The sequence below is a fragment of the Arthrobacter sp. PM3 genome (assembly GCF_003352915.1).
Taxonomy (GTDB): Bacteria; Actinomycetota; Actinomycetes; order Actinomycetales; family Micrococcaceae; genus Arthrobacter.
This window is the reverse complement of the sequence record NZ_CP022314.1, coordinates 3,951,861-3,975,045: the sequence shown is the minus strand read 5'-3', so window position 1 is coordinate 3,975,045 and position 23,185 is coordinate 3,951,861. Positions and strand designations below refer to the sequence as shown.

At 68.2% G+C, this 23,185-nt stretch carries 18 protein-coding genes and 2 tRNA genes; 18 read left to right on the top strand and 2 right to left on the bottom strand.

Annotation, left to right across the window (positions count from 1 at the left end; genetic code table 11):
* Window positions 1-2: 2 nt before the first annotated feature.
* The 14 genes from ilvN to CFN17_RS17995 all read left to right on the top strand — a co-directional run bounded on the left by ilvN (window position 3) and on the right by CFN17_RS17995 (window position 17,402).
* Window positions 3-515: an acetolactate synthase small subunit gene (gene ilvN, locus CFN17_RS18060; protein ID WP_018773531.1), complete on the top strand. Its 513-nt coding sequence runs from the start codon at window positions 3-5 to the stop codon at window positions 513-515.
* Window positions 516-585: 70 nt separating this feature from the next.
* Window positions 586-1,611, top strand: a complete 1,026-nt coding sequence (gene ilvC, locus CFN17_RS18055; protein WP_208749070.1) for a ketol-acid reductoisomerase — start codon at window positions 586-588, stop codon at window positions 1,609-1,611.
* A gap of 152 nt (window positions 1,612-1,763) precedes the next feature.
* Window positions 1,764-3,359: a phosphoglycerate dehydrogenase gene (serA, locus tag CFN17_RS18050; RefSeq protein WP_208749069.1), complete on the top strand. Its 1,596-nt coding sequence runs from the start codon at window positions 1,764-1,766 to the stop codon at window positions 3,357-3,359.
* Between the two features lie 219 nt (window positions 3,360-3,578).
* A complete protein-coding gene (locus CFN17_RS18045; protein WP_208749068.1) occupies window positions 3,579-6,365 on the top strand; it encodes an ABC transporter permease in 2,787 nt (928 codons plus the stop codon).
* Window positions 6,362-7,129, top strand: a complete 768-nt coding sequence (locus CFN17_RS18040) for an ABC transporter ATP-binding protein (RefSeq protein WP_395925562.1) — start codon at window positions 6,362-6,364, stop codon at window positions 7,127-7,129. Before CFN17_RS18045 ends, CFN17_RS18040 begins: the two co-directional genes overlap by 4 nt.
* 9 nt (window positions 7,130-7,138) lie before the next feature.
* Window positions 7,139-8,698: a methionine--tRNA ligase gene (metG, locus tag CFN17_RS18035; protein WP_208749067.1), complete on the top strand. Its 1,560-nt coding sequence runs from the start codon at window positions 7,139-7,141 to the stop codon at window positions 8,696-8,698.
* A gap of 302 nt (window positions 8,699-9,000) precedes the next feature.
* On the top strand, window positions 9,001-10,053 hold the full coding sequence (locus tag CFN17_RS18030) for a 3-isopropylmalate dehydrogenase (RefSeq protein ID WP_208749066.1): 1,053 nt from the start codon (window positions 9,001-9,003) through the stop codon (window positions 10,051-10,053).
* A gap of 140 nt (window positions 10,054-10,193) precedes the next feature.
* Window positions 10,194-11,306, top strand: a complete 1,113-nt coding sequence (locus CFN17_RS18025) for a branched-chain amino acid aminotransferase (protein ID WP_208749065.1) — start codon at window positions 10,194-10,196, stop codon at window positions 11,304-11,306.
* Window positions 11,307-11,475: 169 nt separating this feature from the next.
* Window positions 11,476-11,850 carry a DUF1304 family protein gene (locus CFN17_RS18020; protein ID WP_208749064.1) on the top strand — a complete coding sequence of 125 codons (375 nt, stop codon included), beginning with the start codon at window positions 11,476-11,478 and terminating at the stop codon, window positions 11,848-11,850.
* 59 nt (window positions 11,851-11,909) lie between these two features.
* Window positions 11,910-12,719 (top strand): MBL fold metallo-hydrolase, encoded by an 810-nt coding sequence (locus CFN17_RS18015; protein WP_208749063.1) that lies wholly within the window; start codon window positions 11,910-11,912, stop codon window positions 12,717-12,719.
* Between the two features lie 36 nt (window positions 12,720-12,755).
* Window positions 12,756-13,532: a fumarylacetoacetate hydrolase family protein gene (locus tag CFN17_RS18010; RefSeq protein WP_208749062.1), complete on the top strand. Its 777-nt coding sequence runs from the start codon at window positions 12,756-12,758 to the stop codon at window positions 13,530-13,532.
* A gap of 46 nt (window positions 13,533-13,578) precedes the next feature.
* A complete protein-coding gene (gltX, locus tag CFN17_RS18005) occupies window positions 13,579-15,117 on the top strand; it encodes a glutamate--tRNA ligase (protein ID WP_208749061.1) in 1,539 nt (512 codons plus the stop codon).
* 1 nt (window position 15,118) lies between these two features.
* Window positions 15,119-15,847 carry an HAD family hydrolase gene (locus CFN17_RS18000; RefSeq protein ID WP_208749060.1) on the top strand — a complete coding sequence of 243 codons (729 nt, stop codon included), beginning with the start codon at window positions 15,119-15,121 and terminating at the stop codon, window positions 15,845-15,847.
* A 247-nt stretch (window positions 15,848-16,094) separates the two neighbouring features.
* Window positions 16,095-17,402, top strand: coding sequence for a sialate O-acetylesterase (locus CFN17_RS17995; RefSeq protein WP_208749059.1), 1,308 nt, complete (start codon window positions 16,095-16,097; stop codon window positions 17,400-17,402).
* 27 nt (window positions 17,403-17,429) lie between these two features.
* On the opposite strand, the gene CFN17_RS17990 is transcribed toward CFN17_RS17995, so the two are convergent.
* Complete coding sequence (locus tag CFN17_RS17990) at window positions 17,430-18,821, bottom strand: hypothetical protein (protein WP_208749058.1); 1,392 nt, start codon at window positions 18,819-18,821, stop codon at window positions 17,430-17,432.
* Window positions 18,822-19,166: 345 nt separating this feature from the next.
* Here CFN17_RS17990 and CFN17_RS17985 point away from each other — a divergent pair.
* The 4 genes from CFN17_RS17985 to CFN17_RS17970 all read left to right on the top strand — a co-directional run bounded on the left by CFN17_RS17985 (window position 19,167) and on the right by CFN17_RS17970 (window position 22,889).
* Window positions 19,167-19,238 (top strand) — tRNA-Gln (locus CFN17_RS17985).
* Between the two features lie 128 nt (window positions 19,239-19,366).
* A tRNA-Glu gene (locus CFN17_RS17980) sits at window positions 19,367-19,442 on the top strand.
* 64 nt (window positions 19,443-19,506) lie between these two features.
* Window positions 19,507-21,264 (top strand): dynamin family protein, encoded by a 1,758-nt coding sequence (locus CFN17_RS17975; RefSeq protein ID WP_208749057.1) that lies wholly within the window; start codon window positions 19,507-19,509, stop codon window positions 21,262-21,264.
* Window positions 21,261-22,889, top strand: a complete 1,629-nt coding sequence (locus tag CFN17_RS17970; RefSeq protein WP_208749056.1) for a GTPase — start codon at window positions 21,261-21,263, stop codon at window positions 22,887-22,889. The genes CFN17_RS17975 and CFN17_RS17970 overlap by 4 nt, the downstream gene beginning before the upstream one ends.
* A 6-nt stretch (window positions 22,890-22,895) precedes the next feature.
* Here the strand turns inward: CFN17_RS17970 and CFN17_RS17965 are convergent.
* Window positions 22,896-23,185, bottom strand: a 290-nt coding sequence (locus CFN17_RS17965) for an integrase core domain-containing protein (protein ID WP_208749055.1), incomplete at its 5' end; no start/stop codon positions are given.

The following is a 23,185-nucleotide window of genomic DNA, read 5'->3' as shown; positions in this document are numbered from 1 at the left end:
ACATGACCCGCCACACATTGTCCGTTCTGGTCGAAGACAAGCCCGGTGTGCTGACCCGCGTCGCCAGCCTCTTCGCCCGCCGGGCCTTCAACATCAATTCCCTGGCCGTCGGCCCCACCGAGGTTCCGGGCATGTCCCGGATGACCGTGGTGGTCGACGCCGACGGCGAGCTGATTGAGCAGGTCACCAAGCAGCTGAACAAGCTGGTCAACGTGATCAAGATCGTCGAGCTCACCTCCGAATCTTCCGTACAGCGTGACCACATCCTGGTCAAGGTACGTGCGGATGCCGCAACACGCCTGCAGGTCACCCAGGCTGCAGACCTGTTCCGCGCTTCAGTGGTCGACGTCTCCACAGAGTCGGTGGTCATTGAGGCAACGGGCCACCCCGAGAAGCTCACGGCACTGCTGTCAGTGCTGGAGCCTTTCGGCATCCGCGAAATCGTGCAGTCCGGCACCTTGGCCGTTGGACGGGGATCCCGCTCCATGAGTGACAGGGCGCTGCGCAGCGCCTAAGGCGCTGCACGGCAGCCCGACACCGAACCACAGACATAACCTAAAAATCCACTCAAGAGGAGTTACGCAAGTGACTGAAATGTTTTACGACGACGACGCAGACCTGTCGATCATCCAGGGCCGCAAGGTAGCCATTGTCGGCTACGGCTCCCAGGGCCACGCCCACGCGCTGAACCTGCGCGATTCCGGCGTCGAGGTCGTCATCGCGCTCAAGGAAGGCTCGCGCTCGATCGCGAAGGCCGAGGACGCCGGCTTCACGGTCAAGAACGTCGCCGACGCCGCCGAATGGGCCGACGTCATCATGATCCTCGCACCGGACCAGCACCAGCGCTCGATCTACAACGACTCCATCAAGGACAAGCTGACCCCCGGCAAGGCCCTGGCCTTCGCCCACGGCTTCAACATCCGCTTCGGCTACATCCAGGCTCCGGAAGGCGTTGACGTCATCCTGGTCGCCCCGAAGGCTCCGGGCCACACCGTGCGCCGCGAATTCGAAGCCGGCCGCGGCATCCCGGACATCATCGCGGTCGAGCAGGACGCTTCCGGCTCCGCCTGGGAACTGGCCAAGTCCTACGCCAAGGCGATCGGCGGCACCCGCGCCGGCGTCATCAAGACCACCTTCACCGAAGAGACCGAAACGGACCTCTTCGGCGAGCAGGCCGTCCTGTGCGGCGGCGTCTCCCAGCTGATCCAGTACGGCTTCGAGACCCTGACCGAGGCCGGCTACCAGCCGCAGATCGCCTACTTCGAGGTCCTCCATGAGCTCAAGCTCATCGTTGACCTCATGTGGGAGGGCGGCATCGCCAAGCAGCGCTGGAGCGTCTCGGACACCGCAGAGTACGGCGACTACGTCTCCGGCCCGCGCGTCATCACCCCCGAGGTGAAGGAGAACATGAAGGCTGTCCTGAAGGACATCCAGGACGGCGCCTTCGCCAAGCGCTTCATCGACGACCAGGACGCCGGCGCCCCCGAGTTCAAGGCGCTGCGCGCCAAGGCCGAGCAGCACCCGATCGAGGCCGTCGGCCGCGAGCTGCGTTCGCTGTTCGCCTGGCAGCAGCAGGATGCAGACTACGTCGAAGGCTCTGCAGCCCGCTAGCCATTGCCCGGCAGGGGAGCCGGACACCATCTTGGGGTCCGGCTTCCCTGCTGTGCTGTACCACCCGATTCGCTAGTACCGCCCGTAGCGCCAGCAGTCCCCGTTTCACCAAAATCCCCACCAGATACACAAGAGAGCTAAAGAGGTCACCGGTGACAAGCACCAAACCTGTCGTACTCCTCGCTGAGGAACTTTCGCCCGCCACGATCGAGGCACTCGGCCCGGACTTTGAAATCCGCCAGACCGACGGCGCCGACCGTTCCCAGCTGCTCTCCGCGATCGCCGACGTCGACGCGATCCTGGTCCGCTCCGCCACCCAGGTGGACGCCGAGGCCATCGCCGCCGCCAAGAACCTCAAGGTGATCGCCCGTGCCGGCGTCGGCCTGGACAATGTCGACATCAAGTCGGCCACGCAGGCCGGTGTCATGGTGGTCAACGCACCGACCTCGAACATCGTCTCCGCCGCGGAACTGACCGTCGGCCACATCCTGAGCCTTGCCCGGCACATCCCGCAGGCCAGTGCCGCCCTCAAGGACGGGGAGTGGAAGCGTTCCAAGTACACCGGCATCGAGCTTTTCGAAAAGAAGATCGGGATCATCGGCCTCGGCCGGATCGGCGCCCTGGTGGCGGCACGCCTGAAAGGCTTCGACACCAAGATCCTGGCGTACGACCCCTACATCACCTCCGCGCGGGCCGCCCAGCTCGGCGTCCAGCTCGTGACCCTCGACGAGCTCCTCGCCCAGTCCGACTTCATCACCATCCACATGCCCAAGACGCCGGAAACCGTCGGCATGCTCGGCGCCGACGCCTTCAAGAAGATGAAGAGCACGGCCTACGTCATTAACGTCGCCCGCGGCGGCCTGGTGGACGAAGAAGCCCTCTACGCCGCCCTGGAAGCCGGTGAGATCGCCGGCGCGGGCGTGGACGTCTTCTCCAAAGAGCCCAGCACCGACCTGCCGTTCTTCAAGCTCGACAACGTCGTGGTGACCCCGCACCTGGGCGCCTCCACCGACGAGGCCCAGGAGAAGGCCGGCGTGTCCGTGGCCAAGTCCGTTCGCCTCGCCCTGGCCGGCGAACTGGTGCCCGACGCCGTCAACGTCGCCGGCGGCGTCATCCACCCGGACATCCGCCCCGGCATCCCGCTGATCGAGAAGCTCGGCCGCATCTTCACCGCGCTGACCCACGCCTCCCTCACGCAGTTCGACGTCGAGGTGGCCGGCGAGATCTCCGAACTCGACGTCAAGGTCCTGGAACTCTCGGCCCTCAAGGGAATTTTCGCCGACGTCGTCACCGAGCAGGTCTCCTATGTCAACGCCCCGGTCATTGCCGAACAGCGCGGCATCAACGTCCGGCTCATCACCACGCCGGACACCGAGTCCTACCGCAACGTCCTGACCCTGCGCGGCGCCCTCAGCGACGGCAGCCAGATCTCCGTCGCCGGTACCCTCACCGGCCCCAAGCAGATCCAGAAGCTCGTCGGCGTCAACGGCTACGAGGTGGAGATCCCGATCAGCGAGCACCTCGTGGTGGTGGCCTACGCCGACCGCCCGGGCGTGATCGGCACGATCGGCCACATCCTGGGCATGAACAACATCAACATCGGCGGCATGCAGGTGGCCCGCCAGGCCGAGGGCGGCCAGGTGCTCGCCTTGCTGACCATCGACAGCTCCGTTCCCCAGCAGGTCCTTGACGCGATCAAGGCCGGGATCGGCGCTGACATGGTCCGCGAAGTCGACCTCGAGGACTAAAAACCCCTCCGCAGGGCGCCGGCGGCGGCGTGACCGCCGCCGGCGGCCACGAGCGGCCGGCCGGTCTGCGTACAATGGCTAGGACCGATTTTCGGGACACCGATTTTTGGGACGGGCCGGCAGACCGGCCTTTACTTTTGCACGCCCGGCAACGGACGCCTTCACTTCCGCAGGAAATGAACTGTGGCGTGCGCACGCAATCCAGCTTTCAGGAGCCCAATGAACGCCGTCCAGAGGTTCATCAGAAGCAGAGTGCTTTTGCTGACCGCGTCCATTTTGATCGTGGCCATGTGCCTGTCCGTCCTCGTCCAGGGCCAGTCCCAGGCAGCGCTGGCCAGGACCGTGGACCAGAACTCCCGGGGGCTCTATGACGTCCTGGTGCAGGCCAAGGCGAAAGATAACGGCGGCCTGATGCAGCCGGACATCGCCACCGGCCAGGGCGGCATCAGCTTCGAACAGCTGGACGCGATCCGGAAACTCTCCGGCACCTCAGTGGCCGCGCCGATCAGCCTGGTCTCCCGCGTCACCCAGAACCTGGAGTCACCGCGGCTGGACGCCACCGACTACCTGGGCTTCAACGCGGCCCTCGCGGGCACCTCCGGGGACCCCACCGCCACGGACCCCGGCAAATGGCCGGCCGCGCAGTCGGTGCTCAGCGACACCCCGAAGAAATACCGGCTCACCGCCAGTGCCGTCAGCTCTGACGGGCATTCGGACCAGACCCTCTTCAAGACCACGGCCGAGGGCACCCTCGGCAAGGCCAAGCTCGTCGAGGAGCAGGTTGCCGGCGGCAAGAACGTCCGCATCCAGGGTCCGGCCGGCGAGACCGGCATCAAGTTCCCCACCCCGGCCGGCGGGTCCGAGCACAACCTCTTCAACCTTTCCGTCTCCCTGCCCATGGCGCCGCAGGTGACCGAGTCCGTCGTCGCCGTCGACCCCGTCTCCGAACGCGCGCTGCTGGGCACTGCCGGCGACTTCCTGGCCCCGCTGGAGAAGGCGCCGCCCGCCGACGCCCGCAACGCCGGCGCGATCGGCCGGCACTTCGAAAGCCTCTTCACTAACGGCATCAGCATGGACGAACTCAAGGAAGGCCCGGACTTCCTCGGCGTCAAGCTCAAGTACTGGGCACCGCTGATGACCCAGTACCAGCAGGCCAAGCGCGACGGCCAGCTGACCGCCGACTCCCAGGCCATCCCGCTGATCGTCCGCTCGGGCACCGCCCTGGACCTGAAGTACTCCGTCAAGATCGAGGAAATCGACGACTCCGGCAACGTCACCAAGGACGTGGGCACCGTGACCCGCTCGCTGGACAAGGACTACCTGCCGTTCGTTTCCAAGTCACCGTTCGCCCTCGCCTGGCCGGGGTCCCAGGACCTGTCGAAGCTCATGGGCGACACCGGTGCCTTCAGCCAGGGCCTCTACGACCCGGCCACCTGGACCACCAACTTCGCCGCCGCCCCGAAGTACACGGACGGCGCCACCGCCGCCAACGGCGCCGTGGACAAGAGCGCCACGCCCGGGGACTGGGTCACCGTGAACCGGCTGCCGGACAAGGCCGCCAACGGTGCCGCCGTCGACCAGACCCAGCGCGACCCGGTGGACGAGCGCTCGTACCGCGACAACCTCGAGACCGGCAAGAAGCTCGCCACCCCGCTGGCGATGGTCTACGGCACGTTCGACCCCGCAGCGGTCAAGGAGGCTGCCGGCGACGTCAACCGGCTGCCCCTGGGCGGCTACGATCCCGCGCCGTTCACCCTGACCAAGGACGCGGACGGCAAGGACGCCAACACCGAGCTCAAGCCCTCGCTGAGCGCCACGGGCCTGGTGAGCCAGTCCGCCGGCGCCATCACCGACTTCTACGGCCTCGCCGCCGCCCGCGGCTACGATTCGAACGCCAACGTCATTGACGCCGTCCGGGTCCGGGCCAAGGTCCCGGGCAGCTGGAAGCAGGCCCAGCCCGAGGTCGAGCAGCTCGCGAACCAGATCCGCGACATGGGACTGCAGGCCACCGTGGTGGCCGGTTCCGCCCGCGAGGACGCCAACATCGCCGTGCCCGGCTACTCCAAGGACGACGCCGGCAAGGAGTCTCCGCTGGGCACCGTGCAGCAGTCGTGGGTCCGGCAGGACGCCGCGGACGCCGTGTCCGGGTCCCTGACCGCCACGAACCTGACCCTGCTGTTCCTGACCCTCTGCGGCGCCGCCCTGCTCACGGGCGCCTCCACCGTCAGCTACGTCCGCAAGCGGCGCAGCGAAGCCGGGACACTGCGGGCCATGGGCTGGACCCAGCGCAGGATCCGGTCCTGGGTGCTGGCCGAGTTCGGGGTCGGCGCAGCGTTGCTGGCCGTCGCCGGAATCGCCCTGAGCCTGATCAGCTGGAGCGCCGCCACCGCTATCGTCTCGGCCTCGGTCCTGGTGCTCTACGCGGGCGCCGCGTTCTTCGCCGCGCAGCAGCTGCGCCACCGGGAGGTCGTGGACCAGGAACCGCAGCACGATGAGCGGCTCATCGCGGTCGACTCCCCGCTGACCTTCGCCAACCGCCAGCTGAGCGCGAACAAGTTCAACACCATCTCGCTGGCCGTCGCCGTCGGCGTCTTCGCCGCGGCCGTCGGCGGGCTGGTTGCGCTGCTGATCGACATTCCCCGGGCCGCCGGCGCCAGCGCGCTCAGCGGGCTGGCCGCGGCCAGCATCGCGCTCCCGAGCCTCATCCTGGCCTTGTCCGGCGTGGCCGTAGGCCTGGTCCTGACCATGGTGACCGGCCGCTTCGAGCTGCAGGCCAAGCGCCAGTACCTCGGCACGCTGCGGGCCATGGGCTGGAACCCCGACATGCTGGGGCAGGTCCGATTCTTCGAAAACGCCATGGTGGGAACCGTCGCGTTGCCGCTTGGCATCGTGGGAGCCCTCGGCATCGGCCTGCTCCTGGCCCCCTATGCCGCGCTCTGGGCCGCTCTTGCCGGTCTTGTGGCTGTACTTTGCTGGATTCCGATTGCAACGAAAGTGGTCCAATGACTAACGAGCTGAACCTTGACCGGGAGGCACACGACCGGATGACCGCCAGCACCCGTCGCGGTGCGCACAAGACCCGCGCCAACACGATCGTGAAGGCCACGGACCATGCCACCCCGCTGGAACTGAGCAACATCACCATCCACTACGGCGGCGGCAAGGGCGGTGCCGAACCCGTCAACGTCGTGGACGACTTCAACATGACGCTGCACGCCGGTGAAATGCACTGCGTCGCCGGCCGCTCCGGCTCCGGCAAGACCAGCATCCTGACCGTCGGCGCGGGCCTGACCCTGCCGACGTCGGGGCGGGTGTTCTGGGAAGGCGACTCGCTGGAGACCATGGGCGACGACGAGATCGCCGACCGCCGCCGGGCCCTGATCGGCTACGTCGACCAGGGCGGCGCCCTGATCGACGGCATGAGCGCGCTTGAGAACGTCCTGCTTCCGGCCGTGCCCGACGGCGAGGTCGAGATGCGCCGCGACATGGCCAAGGACCTCCTGGACCTCGTCGGCCTGGGCCGGCGCATGCGCCACCGCCCGGCCCAGCTCTCCGGCGGTGAGCGGCAGCGCGTCGCGATCGCCCGGGCGCTGATCCTCGGCACCCGCGTCCTGGTGGTCGACGAGCCGACCGCCAGCCTCGACCGGGCCGCGGCCAACCGCATCATCAGCATCCTCAAGGACACCACCTCGGACGGCATTGCCGTGCTCGTGGCTTCACATGACCACGAACTGGTCCGCCAGAGCGATACCCTGACCGAACTGATCTAGATTTAACCCGTGACTTCAACTGACAAAACCCCGTTCTACATCACCACCGCCATCACGTACCCCAACGGCGTGCCGCACATCGGCCACGCCTACGAGTACATCGCTACCGACGCGATGGCACGGTTCAAGCGCCTGGACGGGTACGACGTCTTCTTCCTCACCGGAACGGACGAGCACGGCATGAAGATCGCCCAGGCCGCCGAGAAGGAAGGCATCACGCCTAAGGAACTGGTGGACCGGAACGCGGAGATCTACAAGGCCGCGCACGCGGCCCTGGGGATCTCCTATGACCGCTTCATCCGCACCACGGACGCCGACCACTACGCCGCCTCGCAGGCCATCTGGAAAAAGATGGAAGCGAACGGGGACATCTACCTGTCCAAGTACGAGGGCTGGTACTCCGTCCGCGATGAGGCCTACTACGGCGAAGACGACACCGTGGTCAAGGACGACGGCCTGCGCTACTCGCGCGAGACGGACACCGAAGTCACATGGACGGCCGAGGAGAGCTACTTCTTCCGGCTCTCGGCCTACCAGGACAGGCTGCTGGCCCTCTACGAGGCGCACCCGGAGTTCGGGGCACCCCAGTCCCGGTTCAACGAGGTCATCAGCTTCGTCAAGCGCGGCCTGGAGGACCTGTCCATCAGCCGCACCACGTTCGACTGGGGCGTCCCGGTGCCGGGCAGCGACGGCCACGTCATGTATGTCTGGGTCGACGCGCTCACCAACTACCTCACCGGCGTCGGCTACCCCGACCTGGAGGCGGAGTCCTTCAAGAAGTACTGGCCGGCCGATGTCCACGTGATCGGCAAAGACATTTCCCGGTTCCACGCCATCTACTGGCCGGCGTTCCTCATGAGCGCCGGGCTCGAACTGCCCAAGCGGATCATGATCCACGGCTTCCTGCACAACAACGGGGTCAAGATGTCCAAGTCCCTGGGCAACGTGGTGGCGCCGGCCGACTTCGTCGCCCAATACGGCCTGGACCAGGTGCGGTACTTCTTCCTGCGCGAGGTCCCGTTCGGCGCGGACGGCAACTACAACCACGAGGCCATCGTGGGGCGGGCGAACTCGGACCTGGCCAACAACTTCGGCAACCTGGCACAGCGGTCGCTGTCCATGGTGGCGAAGAACTGCGAGGGCCGCGTCCCGGCGCCGGGTGAGTTCACCGCCGCGGACACCGCACTCCTCGGCCAGGCCGACGCGCTGCTGGAGACCGTGCGGGCCGCGTTCGAGAAGCAGGAATTCAGCCGGGCGCTGGAGGCCATCTGGACCGTCCTGGGCGACACCAACGCCTACTTCGCCGAGCAGGCCCCCTGGGTGCTGCGGAAGACCGACGTCGAGCGCATGCACACGGTGCTGTACGTGACCCTGGAAGTGCTGCGGATCGTGGCGATCCTGGCCCAGCCGGTCATGCCGACGTCGACGGCGGCGCTCCTGGACACGCTCGGCCAGCCCGAGGGCGACGCCCGCCAGTTCACCGCGATCGGCACGCCGATTGCCGCCGGCACGAGCCTCCCGGCCCCGGCCCCGGTGTTCCCCAAGTACGAGGAGCCCGCCGAGGCCTGAGCCCAAACCGACGCTCCCTCAGATCCTGCGGCGGTCCGCCCGACGCTCCCTCAGATCCTGCGGCGGTCCGCCCGACGCTCCCGCAGATCCTGCGGCGGTCCGCCCGACGCTCCCGCAGATCCTGCGGCGGTCCGCCCGACGCTCCCGCACCCCCCGCGCCGGGGTGCGGGAGCGTTCTGCTTTTGCCTGCAGGACGTGAGGGAGGGTGATGGTATTGCCTGCAGGACGTGAGGGAGGGACGCTGGTGTTTGAATAGTGAGACGACTTGACCAGAATGTGGATCCCTTGGCTACGCTGGCAATATGAGCGCATCCACGATTGATCTGGCAGTCATCCCGGGCGACGGCATCGGCCCGGAAGTTACCGCCGAGGCCCTGAAGGTCCTCGAGAAGGCCGCGGCCGCCGAGGGGATCGTGCTCCAGCAGACCCACTACAAGCTGGGGGCCGAGCACTGGCTCGAGACGGGGGAGACCCTGCCCGAGGCAACCCTCGCCGACCTGAAGAAGCGCGACGCCATCCTGTTCGGGGCAGTCGGGGCCGCCCCCGGCGACACCCGGATTCCCTCCGGCATCATCGAGCGCGAGCTCCTCCTGAAGCTGCGCTTCAGCCTGGACCACTTCGTCAACCTGCGGCCCTCCCGCCTCTATGGCACCGTCGGCAGCCCGCTGGCCAATCCCGGCGAGATCGATTTCATCGTGGTCCGTGAAGGCACCGAAGGCCCGTACGTCGGCAACGGCGGCACGCTGCGTGCCGGCACCCCGCACGAGGTCGCCACCGAGGTCTCCCTGAACACCGCCCACGGCGTGGAACGCGTGGTGCGCGATGCGTTCCGGCGGGCCAACGACCGTCCCCGCAAGAAGCTCACCCTCGTGCACAAGCACAACGTCCTGGTCTTCGCCGGCCAGCTCTGGAAGCGCACCGTGGAGGCCGTCGCCCAGGAATTCCCCGAGGTCACCCATGACTACCTCCACGTCGACGCGGCCACGATCTTCATGGTCACCGACCCGTCCCGGTTTGACGTGATCGTCACCGACAACCTGTTCGGCGACATCATCACCGACCTCGCAGCCGCAGTGACCGGCGGGATCGGCCTGGCCGCGTCCGGCAACATCAACATGGAACGCACCGCGCCGTCCATGTTCGAGCCCGTCCACGGGTCCGCCCCGGACATCGCCGGCCAGCAGAAAGCCGACCCCACCGCCGCGATCCTCTCCGCCGCGCTCCTGCTGGACCACCTCGGCTTCGGCGGCGCCGCCCGGAAGATCGAGGCTGCCGTTACGGCCGACGTCGAAGCCCGCGACGGCGCGGTCCGCACCACCAGCGAGGTGGGCGACGCCATCGCGGCGGCGCTGTAGCACCGGCAGCCGTCCCGGTACGGCAAAACCGCCAATCCGCCGCCGCCAACGGGCGTAAGCTTGTTTCGAATCACCAATATGCTGCCGTGGTCCGAGGGTGAACCACGTTCCCACGCCAGGCAGCCGATCGTGGAGGAACCATGACTCAGACTGCCCACGGCGTCGAATTCACCCAGCACCTCTCGGAGACCCCGAAGTCTGCTGAAGAGCGTGCAGCCATCCTGGCAAACCCGGGATTCGGCGACTATTTCACCGACCACACCGCAGTTGTCGACTACAGCGTCGATGCCGAGGGCAACGGCGGCTGGCATGATGCCCGGGTTGAGCCCTACGGTCCGATCGCCCTGGACCCCTCCGCCGCGGTGCTGCACTACGGCCAGGAAATTTTCGAGGGCCTGAAGGCCTACCGCCACGCCGACGGCTCGATCTGGACCTTCCGCCCCGAGGCCAACGCCGCCCGGCTGAACAAGTCGGCCCGGCGCCTGGCCCTGCCGGAACTGCCGGAAGAATACTTCCTGGGTGCCATCCGCGAACTCGTGGCCGCGGACAAGGAATGGGTGCCCTCCGGTGATGGCGAGGCCCTGTACCTGCGCCCCTTCATGATCGCCACCGAGGCCTTCCTGGGCGTGCGGGCGGCACGCGAGGTCTCCTTCCGCGTCATCGCGTCCCCGGCCGGCAACTACTTCGGCGGCGAGCTCAAGCCCGTTTCGATCTGGATTTCCCGCGAATACGCCCGAGCCGGGCGCGGCGGCACCGGCGCCGCCAAGTGCGGCGGCAACTACGCGGCCTCGCTGATCGCCCAGCAGGAAGCCGAGGCACACGGCTGCAAGCAGGTCCTCTTCCTGGACCAGTTCAACGACAACGCGGTCGAGGAACTCGGCGGCATGAACGTCTTCTTCGTGATGAAGGACGGCTCGCTCGTCACCCCCGCCCTCAGCGGCACCATCCTCGAGGGCGTGACGCGCTCCTCCGTGATCCAGGTGGCCAAGGACATGGGCCGCGAGGTCACCGAGCGCAAGATCACCCTGGATGAGTGGCGCGACGGAGTTGCCTCCGGTGAAATTGCCGAGGTCTTCGCCTGCGGCACCGCCGCCGTCATCACCCCCATCGGCGTGCTCAAGGACGCCTCCGAGTTCATCGGCTCCGAGGACGCCACGGCGGGCGAGACCACCATGGCCATCCGCGCCCAGCTGCTCGGCATCCAGACCGGTACCGTGGAGGACACCCACGGCTGGCTCACCCGCCTCGCCTAGCCTGTAAGCGACGCAACGTGACGCACGACGGCGGCCCCCACTTTTCGGAGGGGGCCGCCGTCGACGTCTGCACTTGCGGTGAAAAATTCGGCAAAAATGCGCTAACGCACGGCGTAACGTGTCTGTCCGGCACTGTTCGGCACCGCAGTGGCCGGTGCACAATGTGCAGATGACGGGGCTGATCCAAGTTCTGGGCGCGGTTTTCGGCGTCCTTTTGATCAGTGTCGGCATCGTGGAGACCTTGTTCCTCCGGGACCAGCGCCTGCAGCGGCTGTCCGTCGCCGACCCGGACAACACCGAGACCGTGCGGCTGGGCACCCTGAACCAAGGCTTCTACAACGTGATCTGGGGCGTCGGCGCCATCGTCGGAGCCCTCATGCTCGGGGGCGCCAATGCCTCAGCCGGCGAAGCGGTCCTGCTGTTTGTCTGCATCGGCCATATGGTCCTTGGCCTCGCCATGTTCCTCACCGAACGGCGGCTCTGGGGACTGGCCATCGCGGAGGCCGTCCTGCCGCTCATCATCACAATCCTGCTGCTCGTCTAGGTTCCGGCGGATAGGCTCAGCCGGACCGGTACCGGCGGAACAAGTGCAAGGATGGGACCGTGACTTCCGAGACATCCCGCGGCATTGTCCGCAGCAGCGAACTGACCCGGTTCCGGCTCGCCCCGAATCCGGGCCCCATGAGCCTGGCGGGAACCAACTCCTATCTCATCGGCGCGCCGGGAGCGGCGGGCGCCGTCGCCGTCGACCCCGGTCCTCTCGACGAGCGGCACCTGCACGCCCTGGCGGGGGAGGGGCGGATCGGGCTTATCCTGATCACGCACCGGCACGCGGACCACACCGCGGCCGCCGCGAGGTTCGCGGAGCTGACGGGGGCGCCGGTGCGGGCCGCGGATCCCGCCCACTGCCACGGCGCGCCGCCGCTGCAGGACGGCGAAACACTCCAGGCCGCCGGGGTGGAAATCCGGGTCATGGCGACGCCGGGCCACACCTCGGATTCGGTGTGCTTCCATCTGCCGCAGGACGGCCCGCACGGCTCGGTGCTGACCGGCGACACGGTGCTCGGAACCGGGACCACAGTGCTGGACTACCCGGACGGCACCCTCGCGGACTATCTCGGGTCACTCGACCGGCTGGAACGGCTCGGCCCGGCCACGGTGCTGCCGGCCCACGGGCCCGTCCTGCCGGCCCTGGATGAGGTGGTGCGCGCCTACCGGGACCACCGGCTGGGCCGGCTCGAGCAGGTCCGGGCCGCTCTTCGCGCCATCGGCGCAGGCGCCGGCGCCAGCTCTCAGACCGATGTTGGTGCCGTTACGGACGCCGTGTACGCCGACGTCGATCCCGCCGTCCGCCGCGCCGCGGAGCTCTCGGTCGCCGCACAGCTCGACTACCTCCGCGGCCAGGGCCGCTGACCTTGGGCAGGCTGCCGGGACGGTAGGCTAGGGACCATGCGTATCGCCCGGTTTGTCGTTGATTCTGATCCCCTCTACGGCGTCGTGGAAGGTGAGCCCGGCAGTGAGGAAGTCACTGTCATCAAGGGCGACCCCTTCTTCCACGGCGTGGAACGGACCCCCGTGAAGCACAAGCTGGAAGATGTCCGGCTCCTGGCCCCGATCATTCCGCGCAGCAAGGTGGTGGGCGTCGGCCGTAACTTCGCGGAGCACGCACGGGAGCTCGGCAACGAGGTCCCGCAGCAGCCCCTGCTGTTCCTGAAGCCGAACACCTCCGTGGTGGGGCCCAACGATCCCATCGTCCTGCCGGAATTCTCCGAGGACGTGTCCTTCGAGGCCGAGCTGTGCGTGGTCATCGGCCGGATCTGCAAGGACGTGCCCGAGGACCGGGTGGATGACGTCATCTTCGGCTACACGTGCGGCAATGACCTCACCGCCCGCGACGTGCAGAAGACGGACCTGCAGTGGGCCCGGGCCAAGGGCTTTGACACCTCGGCCCCGCTCGGGCCATGGATCGAGACCGAACTCGACACCGAGGACCTGCGGATCCAGGGCCGGCTCAACGGGGAAGTGCGCCAGGACGGCAGCACCAGCCAGATGATCCGCGGCGTCCGGGAACTCGTTTCGATCGTCTCGCAGGCCTTCACCCTGCTGCCGGGTGACGTCATCATGACCGGCACCCCTGCCGGCGTCGGCGCGGTCCAGGCCGGCGACCGCTTCGAGGTCGAGATCGAGGGCATCGGACGACTCTCCAACCCGGTGGTGCGCCGCTAGCTGCGGGCAGGCGGCGCCGGTGGAGATTGGTAATGTTGGTACCACTATGACTACTCCCTCCGCGTCCGACGCCGTCTCCAGTTCCGCCCCGCTTGCTGCCTCCACCGGTGAAGTCACCGCCGAGACCCCGGTCCGTGTCCGGTTCTGCCCGTCACCCACGGGCACCCCGCACGTCGGCCTGATCCGCACGGCCCTCTTCAACTGGGCCCACGCCCGGCACACCAAGGGCACGTTCGTGTTCCGGATCGAGGACACCGACGCGGCACGCGACTCGGAGGAGAGCTACCAGCAGCTGCTCGAGGCGCTCAAATGGCTCGGCATCAGCTGGGAAGAGGGCGTGGAAGTCGGCGGCCCGCACGAGCCCTACCGCCAGTCCCAGCGCCTGGATCTCTACAAGGATGTCGTGGCCAAGCTGGTCGACGCCGGCTACGCCTACGAGTGCTATTCCTCGCCGGAGGAAGTCGAGGCCCGCCACCGCGCCGCCGGCCGCGACCCCAAGCTGGGCTACGACAACTTTGACCGCGACCTCTCCGACGAGCAGCTCGCCGCGTTCAAGGCCGAGGGCCGCCAGCCGGTGCTGCGCGTCCGCATGCCCGATGAAGACGTCACCTTCACGGACATGGTCCGCGGCGAGATCACCTTCAAGGCCGGCAGCATCCCGGACTACGTCATTGTCCGTGCCGACGGCTCCCCGCTGTACACCCTGGTGAACCCGGTGGACGACGCCCTCATGGGGATCACGCACGTGCTCCGCGGCGAGGACCTGCTCTCCTCCACACCGCGCCAGGTAGTGCTGATCCGGGCCCTGATGGACATCGGCGTCGCGAGCTACATGCCGGTTTTCGGGCACCTGCCGTACGTCATGGGCGAGGGTAACAAGAAGCTCTCCAAGCGCGATCCGCAGTCCAACCTGTTCCTGCTCCGGGACCGCGGCTTCATCCCCGAGGGCCTGCTGAACTACCTGTCCCTGCTCGGCTGGAGCCTCTCCGCCGACGAGGACATCTTCACGGTGGAGCAGCTGATCGAGAACTTCGACGTCAACGACGTCCTGGCCAACCCTGCCCGCTTCGACATCAAGAAGGCCGAAGCGATCAACGGCACCCACATCCGCATGCTGGAGCCGGAGGACTTCCGCGGCCGCCTGGTGCCCTACCTGCAGGCCGCCGGTCTCGTGGGGGAGAGCCTCACCGCCCGCGAAGACGAGATCCTGACCGAGGCCGCGCCGCTGATCCAGGAGCGCATTTCGCTGCTGGGCGAGGCGCCGGAGATGATCGCGTTCCTGTTCAAGGACGACGACGCGATCGACGTCGCCGACGACGCCCGCAAGGGCCTGCCCGAGAACCTCACCGAGGTCCTCGACGCGGCGCTGTCCGCGCTGGAGCCGGTTGCTGACTGGACGGCCGAGAACATCCAGGCCGCTCTGAAGGAAGCCCTCGTGGAGGGACTCGGCGTCAAGCCGCGGCTGGCCTTCGGCCCGGTCCGCACCGCCGTCTCGGGCCGCCGGATCTCCCCGCCGCTGTTCGAATCCATGGTCATCCTGGGCAAGGACTCGTCCCTTGCCCGCCTGCGCGCTTTCCGCGGCTGACATGCTGGCGGCTGGCCCGGGCACAGGGGCGGGCTCCGTCCGGGGTGTCCTGTTCGACATCGACGACACCCTGGTGGACCTCGAGTTCTCCATGACCGCTGCCCTCCGGGACGTCAGTGAGCATCTCCTGCCCGGCCTCGACGAGGCCGGGTGGGAGCGGTTCGGACGGATCTTCACCCACGAGACCACGCACTTCTACGACCGCTACCTGGCCGGGGAGCTGACGTTCAATGAGCAGCGGCTCCTCCGCGGCCGGGCGGCGCTGGGGTACTTCGGCGTCGAACTGGACGACGACGAGCAGGCCCACCACTGGGTCAGCTCCTATGCCAGTCGCCAGCACGGCTACATCCGGGCGTTCGACGACGTCGGGCCGGTGCTGGATGCCCTGGACGCCGCCGGCATCCCCTACGGAGCCGTGAGCAATAACGTCCACGACTACCAGCGCGTGAAGCTGGACGCGGCAGGCCTGGAACGGATCGCGGTGCTCGTGGGCACCGACACCGTCGGCGTCGCGAAGCCGGACCCCGCCATCTACCTCGAGGGGGTCCGCCGGATCGGCACCGGGCCCGGAGAGACTCTCTATGTCGGGGACAACCGGCTGCTCGACGCGGAAGGCTCGACGTCGGCCGGCCTCCTGGGTGTCTGGCTGAACCGCAGCGGGGAGCCGGCCCCCGGCTTCGCCGGCCGGGAGATCAGCTCCCTCCAAGACCTGCTGAAATTCCTGGCTTAACTGGCGTGAGGATCCCCTCTATAGGCGCTTCCCGCAGTTCCCCCGAGGACTTGCGCCCGATTTACTAAAGTTCCTGTAGTATCTCGTTTGATAAAGCACTATGGGGGATTCGGGCTGCAACGCCTGCTGACGGATTGGGGGATCCGTGTACCGAGCCACGGCCAGATTCTATCGGGGGCTGGTAATTGGCCTGGCGGTTCTTGGACTGATGCTGGCGGGCATAGCACCCGCACAGGCACGGACGTCCGTGAAGATCCTGCACGTGTTCCTGGCCGCAGGGCAGTCGAACATGTCGGGACGCGGGCTGCCGGTCGGCGGCGCCAACGACGCAGAGGACCCGAGGATTTTCCAGTACGGCGCTAAAGTCCGGAGCTTCCGGCCGGCGACGGTTCCCCTGGACATGCATGACTCCGCCACCGGGATCTCGCCGGCGACGACCATGGCCCGCGAGTACCTGAAGACGCAGCCGGCCAATGTTGGCGTTCTCGTCATCCCCGCAGCGCACGGCCAGACCGGATTCACCGGTGCCCATGGGGCCCTCACTTGGACCGTTGGCGCGGCTTCCGCCCCGAAAGTGGACTTGCCCAACCTTGCCGTCACACAGACGCTTGAGGGAATCGCGGCGGCGAAGGCGGCCGGATACACCGTGGTGCTCAAGGGCGTCCTGTGGCACCAGGGCGAGAACAACTCGCAAATGTCCGCGGCGACCTATGCCGCGAAGCTGGACCAACTCATTGCGTTCTTCCGGAGCAAGCTGGCGGCCCCAACTCTGCCGTTCGTGCTCGGCCGCATGTCGCCGGAGGGGATAGCAATTGTTCCGGGCCGGAACAACGTGGACAGGAGCCAACAGGAAACTCCGGCCCGGGTTCTCTTCACCGCGTTCGCGCCCTCCAAGGCCGGAGGCGTCAATCGCGGCGACACAACGCACTTTTCCAGGTCCGGGGTCCAGTACTTGGGCAGCTCCTACCTTTCGGCCTATTGGAGAGCCGCGCGCGTTACCTCGATCCCGCTGAGTGCGCCCGTGCCGGCCATCCGGGGTACCGCGAAGGTCGGCTCCACCCTGACGGTGGCCCACGTCAATTGGACTCCCGGAACCGTCAGGCTGTCCTACCAGTGGTACCGCTCGCACGTGGCGATCGTCGGGGCGACCGGGGCCACATACAGGCCCTCCGCGGCCGACGTCGGGCGAACCCTGACGGTGAAGGTCACCGGCTCCAAGTCCGGGTATGCCTCCGTCTCCAGGATCTCGCCCGGTGCAGGCAAGGTGACCTGGGGAACGCTCAGTTCCGCGGCGCCGTCGATCCGGGGTACCGCGAAAGTCGGGGCCACGCTCACCGCGGTGCCCGGGTCCTGGGGACCTGGGACGGTCAGGCTGTCCTACCAGTGGTACCGCTCGCACAGGGCCATCAGCGGCGCCACCGGCAGGACCTACAAACCCGTTTCCGCCGACAAGGGCCGCACCCTCACGGTCACGGTCAAGGGTTCCCGGCCCGGTTTTCCGACCACTTCGAGGATCTCTGCCGGTGCAGCCAAGGTGACCAGCCCAACATGGTGACCGGCCGAGGAAAGTGACCAGCGCAAACTAGGACGTCTGCGCCTGCACCCTCCGTTTGCGCAGCGCCAGGAACGTGCCCAGCGAGCCCAGGCCTAGCACCCCCACCAGCCCCAGCGCCGTGGCGACGTCGGACTCCCGGAGCATGCTCGTGGGGGATACCGCAGCGGCGCCGGAGTACAGCGTGCCGGTCCCGTCGGCGATCCGGGCATTGCCGTCGGCGAGCTTGTCCGCTCCCGTGGCCAGCCGGGATGAGCCGGACGCGAGCCTGGTGTTGCCGTCCGCGAGTTCGGATGCCCCGGAGGCCAGGGCCTGCGAGCCGCCGAGCAGGCCGGGGTTGGCCGGGTCGCCCGGCGTCCCCTTGATGCCGGCGTTCAGGGCCACTGTTCCGTCAGCGAGCCGCGAGGTCCCCGAGGTCATCCTGGCGGCGGCCTTGAGCAGTCCCGGGTGCTCGGGGTCACCGGGAACGCCGTCCATCCCGACCCGGATCTTCGCGGTGCCGTCGGCCAGGAGCCGGGTGCCCAGCACGACTCCCGGGTTCGCGGGATCCTGGCTGTTGAGCTTGCCGGCGAGCGTGGCGAAGCCGGCGGTGAGTTTGCCGGTTCCTGCATGCAGCTGGCCGACTCCGTCCTCCAGCCGCTGCGCGCCGGCCTGCAATTGGGTCGCTCCGGCGTCGAGTTTGTGCGCGCCGGCGGTGATCTTGGCGATCTTGTCCTTGACGACGGACAACGGCACGAGCCCCTGGACCGGATCATTCGCCGCAGCTTGCAGCATTTCCAAGGCCTGAGCCAGGGCCGCGGTCCCCGTCCCCGCCTCCGGATCGCCGTTGGCACCGCGGTAGCCCTTGAGCTGGTCCGTGCCGCCGGCCAGCGCGCCGGTGCCTGCGGCCAGCCGGGCCGCGCCCGCGTCAAGCTGGGTGGCGCCGTCCGCCAGGTTGTTCTCGGCGTTGCCCGCCGGCGTCGGGCTCAGCGCGGCGGACAGCTGTACGGCTCCCGCCGCGAGCTTCTGCGCGCCGTCGTCGACCTTGTAAACGCCGGGGGCGAGTTTGTTGGTGACGTCGGTTTCGATCTTGACGGCGCCCTGGGCGATTTCCCCGGCACCGGCCTGGAGCTTGTCTGCTCCGGGCGCCAGCTTGTTACTGATGCCGGAGTAGATCTTGTCCGCCCCCGCGGACAGTTTGCCGGCGCCGGTGTCAGCCAGGCCGGCACCGTCGGCGAGTTTACCGGCGCCGTCCTTCAACTGATCGGCGCCCGCCGCGGCCTGCCCGGCACCGTCCCGGAGCCTGGCCGAGCCGTCCGTAATCCTGCCCGTGACGAGGGTATAAAACCCCAGGAGGGCAATGAGCAGCAAAGCAAGGATGGCTATGGCGACTTGTTGGGCGCGGGGGCGGGTTCTGATGGCGGCGGCACGGCTCTGTGGCACAGAAGATTCCTCTCGACGGTCCCGCCGGCAGCGGCTCTGCTGCCGGCCACCCCGGCTGTGATGCAGCTAACACTGGAAAATAGTCGCAAAGCTGCCCTCAACGGCGTGGGGGAGGGGGTGGTTACTCGTTGGTAACTTACCGAGCGTAAACTTGTTTGCGCCGGAATGGCAAGGGTTGCTCCGCGTTTTTCCGGTCCATCCGCGCCGCCCGGCGCCCATTCGGGGCCCCCGCCGCGCCGGTCCTGCGCCGATTTGTGCAAGCGAAAAGTCTCGGGTAAAGTAATTACTCGTGCTGAGGCGCCGGGAGCGAGGGTTTAGCCCAAACATCCGGTCCGAAAGTGCCATTGGGATATGGTGTAATTGGCAACACTACGGTTTCTGGTACCGTCATTCTAGGTTCGAGTCCTGGTATCCCAGCTCTGAAAATTTGAGGAATTCCGCAAATTTTCGGAAGTTTTGAATCGGCTGGCCGATTTGGAACTGAGGTCAAATGTATGAAACAATCATTTGGCTTGAACGGCAGAAATGCTGTTCATAAAGTACGCGGCCCCATCGTATAGCGGCCTAGTACGCCGCCCTCTCACGGCGGTAACGCGGGTTCGAATCCCGCTGGGGTCACCACTGAAACGGTCCCGGGCATTAGCCCGGGGCCGTTTTGCTTTGCCTGAACTGGCATGATGATGCTGTGAGCTCCAATGAAACGCCCGGGACCGCGGACGCCGCCACGGATGCCGTGGCCGCCGTCGCGCTCCTTGAAGCGGTACGGCAGGACCTCGCCGCGCTCCGGTTGCCGCTGTCACTGCCCGGCGCGGAGCGCACCCGGCTGGACCTGCGGAACGCGGTGAACCAGCTCGACGACTACATCCTGCCCCGGTTCCGCAGCCTGGACGCCCCACTGCTGGCCGTGGTCGGCGGGTCCACGGGAGCGGGGAAGTCCACGCTGGTCAACGCCCTGGTGGGCCATGCGGTCACGCGCGCCGGCGCGATCCGCCCCACAACCCGGCAGCCCGTCCTGCTGCACCATCCCGGGGACGCCGGCTGGTTTGAAGGCCACCGGATCCTGCCCGCCCTGGGGCGGATCCGGGGAGGCCTGGTGGCCGGCTCAACCCCGGCCGATCCCGGTGCCGGGCCCGTGACGTCGCTTGTGCTTGTTGCCGACCCGGCGGTGCCCGCCGGGATCGCCCTCCTGGACGCGCCCGACGTCGATTCGATCTCCGCGGACAACCGACAGCTCGCAGGCCAGTTGCTCGCCGCGGCGGACCTCTGGGTGTTTGTCACCACCGCCAACCGGTATGCCGACGCCGTGCCGTGGCGCCTGCTGCTGGACGCCGCCGCGCGCGACATCATGGTGGCCGTGGTCCTGGACCGGGTGCCGCCGGCAGCGGAGGCGGAGGTCAGTGCGGATCTTCGGGACATGCTCAGCCGGGAAGGCCTGGCTGCGGCACGGCTCTTCGTGGTGCCGGAACTGGACCTCGACGGCGCAGGGATGCTCCCGGGTGCCGCCGCCGAGCCCCTGCGGGTGTGGCTCGGCGAACTGGCGGCGGACGCCGCCGGCCGGGCGGACATCGCCCGGCGGACCCTCAGCGGGGCCGTCCTGGCGCTCAGCCATCGGGTCGAGGCGGCGCAGCAGGCCGCATCCGGGCAGCAGCACGCCGCAGACCAGCTCTCCGCCGACGCCGCCAGCGCCTACGACGACGCCGTGGCCAGAATCCTCGAGGCCACCCGGGACGGCGCCCTGCTCCGCGGCGAGGTGCTGGCCCGGTGGCAGGACTTCGTCGGGACGGGCGAGTTCTTCCGCGCCATGGAACAAAACATCGGGCGGTTCCGGGACCGGATCGGCGCATTCTTCCGGGGCGAGCCGGCGCCCGCGGTCAGGGTGGAGACGGCCATCGAAACCGGGCTGCAGGCGGTGATCGTCGATGAAGCCGCCAATGCGGCGGAGCACGCGGACCGGCGCTGGCGTTCGGACCCCGCCGGCAGGCAGTTGCTCGGAACCGACGACCTCTCCGGGACCTCTCCGGGATTCGCGGACACTGTCGCGGCCGAGATCCGTGCCTGGCAGGGGAGCCTGATGGAGCTCATCCGCACCGAAGGCCAGGGGAAGCGGACCCACGCCCGGTGGCTGTCGTTCGGGATCAACGGCCTCGGTGCTGCCCTCATGATCGTGGTGTTTTCCATGACCGCGGGCCTGACCGGTCTCGAGATCGGGGTGGCCGGCGGCACCGCCGTCGTGGGCCAGCGGCTCCTGGAGGCCGTCTTCGGGGAAGATGCCGTCCGCCGGCTCGCCCGGACCGCGCGCGACGACCTGCAAACACGCTGCCGGCGGCTGCTGACGGCAGAGAGCCAGCGCTTCCTGGCCAGGCTCGACGTCGACGGCGGCGCGCAGCAGGCGGCCCTGGCCGGGCACGCGGCGGCACTACGCCGGCTGGCGGCCGCCGCATGAGCCGGCACGGCGCCCTACGCGAAACGTCCCGGCTGGACCGCAGGCTTGAGGCCCTCAACGACGCCCGCGAACTCGCCGCCGGGGTCCTCCCGGAGGAAGCCCTGGCTGAGGTGCTGCAGGTGCTCGACCGGGCGAGTTCGCGGCGGTCGCTGTCCGCGGAACACACGGTGGTGGGGTTCTTCGGTGCGACCGGCAGCGGAAAGTCCTCCCTCTTTAACGCGGTGAGCGGCGCCGAGATCGCGACGGCGGCGGTGCGCCGGCCGACTACCACCGAGCCGCTCGCCGGGATCTGGGGCGTCGAGGGCAGCGCGGCCCTGCTGGACTGGCTGGGCGTCCGGCAACGGCACACCGCCGCGCCGGTGTCGGGCTTCGCCGACGACGGCACCGGGCTGATCCTTCTGGACCTGCCCGACTTTGACTCGACGCGGGCGGCCAACCGGGAGGTTGTGCAGCGGATGGTGGGGCTGGTGGACGTCCTCGTCTGGGTCCTCGATCCGCAGAAATACGCCGACGCCGCCGTGCACCACGACTTCCTGGCGCCGCTGTCCTCCCACGGAGCCGTAACCCTGGTGGTCCTGAACCAGGTGGACAGACTCCCGGAGCATGAGGTCCGGCCCGTCCTGGAGTCGCTGCGAGGCATCCTGGCCCGGGACGGCCTGGCGCAGGTCCAGGTGCTTGCCGCCTCCGCCCTGTTGGGAACGGGGGTTGACAAGGTCCGGGCCGCCATCCGCCAGGCGGCCATGCAGCGCCGGGCGATCTCGCAGCGGCTCGCGGCCGACGTCACCCGGGCCGCCGCCCGGCTCGCCGACGAATCCGGGGCGGCTCCCGGCGGCGGGACAGCTGCCGGTCCGACGGCCGCGTCCAAGGCCCGGCTGGCCGGCGAGCTGGCTGTAGCCGCCAACGTGCCGCTTGTGGCGGACGCCGTGGTGCGGTCCTACAAGCTGGAGGCGACCCGGCGCACGGGCTGGCCCGTGACGCGGTGGCTGGCCAGGTTCCGGCCGGATCCGCTGCGGCGGCTGAACCTGCGCCGCGAGGGTGCCAAACCGGAGGTGAACCGGACGTCGCTGCCGCCCGCGGGGGCGCCCGAGCGGGCCCGGACCGATGCCGCCGTCCGGGAATTCGCCGATGCCGCGTCCGACGGCGCCCCGGGTCCGTGGCGTGCCGCCATCCGCAGCGCCGCCCGTGAGGGCCGGGACAACATGCCCGACGCCGTGGACCGGGCCATCGCTTCGACGGACTTGGCCGCGGGAAGAAAATCCTGGTGGTGGGGCGTGTTCAACGCCATCCAGTGGCTGGCCCTCGTGGCGGCACTGGCCGGGTTTGGCTGGTTGGGACTGATGGCGGCACTGGGCTACTTGCAGCTGCCGGTGCCTGAGGTCCCGAGAGTCGAGGGCTGGCCGGTTCCGACTCTCCTGATCGCCGCGGGGGTGCTGCTGGGGGTGGTGCTGGCACTCGCGGCAAAGTTCATTGCCGGCGCCGCGGCGGCAGCACGGGGCGCGGCGGCCAGGAAGCGGCTGGAAGCGGCCGTTTCCGCCGTCGCGGAGGATCTGGTGGTGGAACCTGTGGCACTGGAAGTTAGCCGGCTGGCCTCGTTCACCGCCGCGCTGAAGGTGGCCGCGGGCTAGCTGTACTCAGCCAGCAGGTTGGTTACATCTGCTGATGGGTGGTCGTCCTCCGAGGGCGCTGTGGTTGCGGCGGTGGTTGTAGAAGTCTAGCCAGCCGGTTAGGGCCTGTGTGCGGTGGTCGCTGGAGTCGTAGGCGTTCTTGTAGGCCCAGCCTTCCTGGAGGGTGCGATTGAACCGTTCGGCCTTGCCGTTCTGCCAGGGGCTGCGCGGTTTGGTGCGCCGGTGTTTGGCGCCGAGATCCGCGATGGCCTTGGCGAAGTCCGCGGACCGGATGTAGGCCAGGGCGTTGTCGGTCA

Bases quoted from the DNA above. Each gene is read 5' to 3' on its own strand.
- CFN17_RS18020 (WP_208749064.1), top strand. From the start codon at position 11,476: ATGACGGGGCTGATCCAAGTTCTGGGCGCGGTTTTCGGCGTCCTTTTG.
- ilvN (WP_018773531.1), top strand. From the start codon at position 3: ATGACCCGCCACACATTGTCCGTTCTGGTCGAAGACAAGCCCGGTGTG.
- CFN17_RS18000 (WP_208749060.1), top strand. From the start codon at position 15,119: ATGCTGGCGGCTGGCCCGGGCACAGGGGCGGGCTCCGTCCGGGGTGTC.
- CFN17_RS17970 (WP_208749056.1), top strand. From the start codon at position 21,261: ATGAGCCGGCACGGCGCCCTACGCGAAACGTCCCGGCTGGACCGCAGG.
- CFN17_RS18025 (WP_208749065.1), top strand. From the start codon at position 10,194: ATGACTCAGACTGCCCACGGCGTCGAATTCACCCAGCACCTCTCGGAG.
- CFN17_RS18030 (WP_208749066.1), top strand. From the start codon at position 9,001: ATGAGCGCATCCACGATTGATCTGGCAGTCATCCCGGGCGACGGCATC.
- gltX (WP_208749061.1), top strand. From the start codon at position 13,579: ATGACTACTCCCTCCGCGTCCGACGCCGTCTCCAGTTCCGCCCCGCTT.
- CFN17_RS18040 (WP_395925562.1), top strand. From the start codon at position 6,362: ATGACTAACGAGCTGAACCTTGACCGGGAGGCACACGACCGGATGACC.
- CFN17_RS18010 (WP_208749062.1), top strand. From the start codon at position 12,756: ATGCGTATCGCCCGGTTTGTCGTTGATTCTGATCCCCTCTACGGCGTC.
- CFN17_RS18045 (WP_208749068.1), top strand. From the start codon at position 3,579: ATGAACGCCGTCCAGAGGTTCATCAGAAGCAGAGTGCTTTTGCTGACC.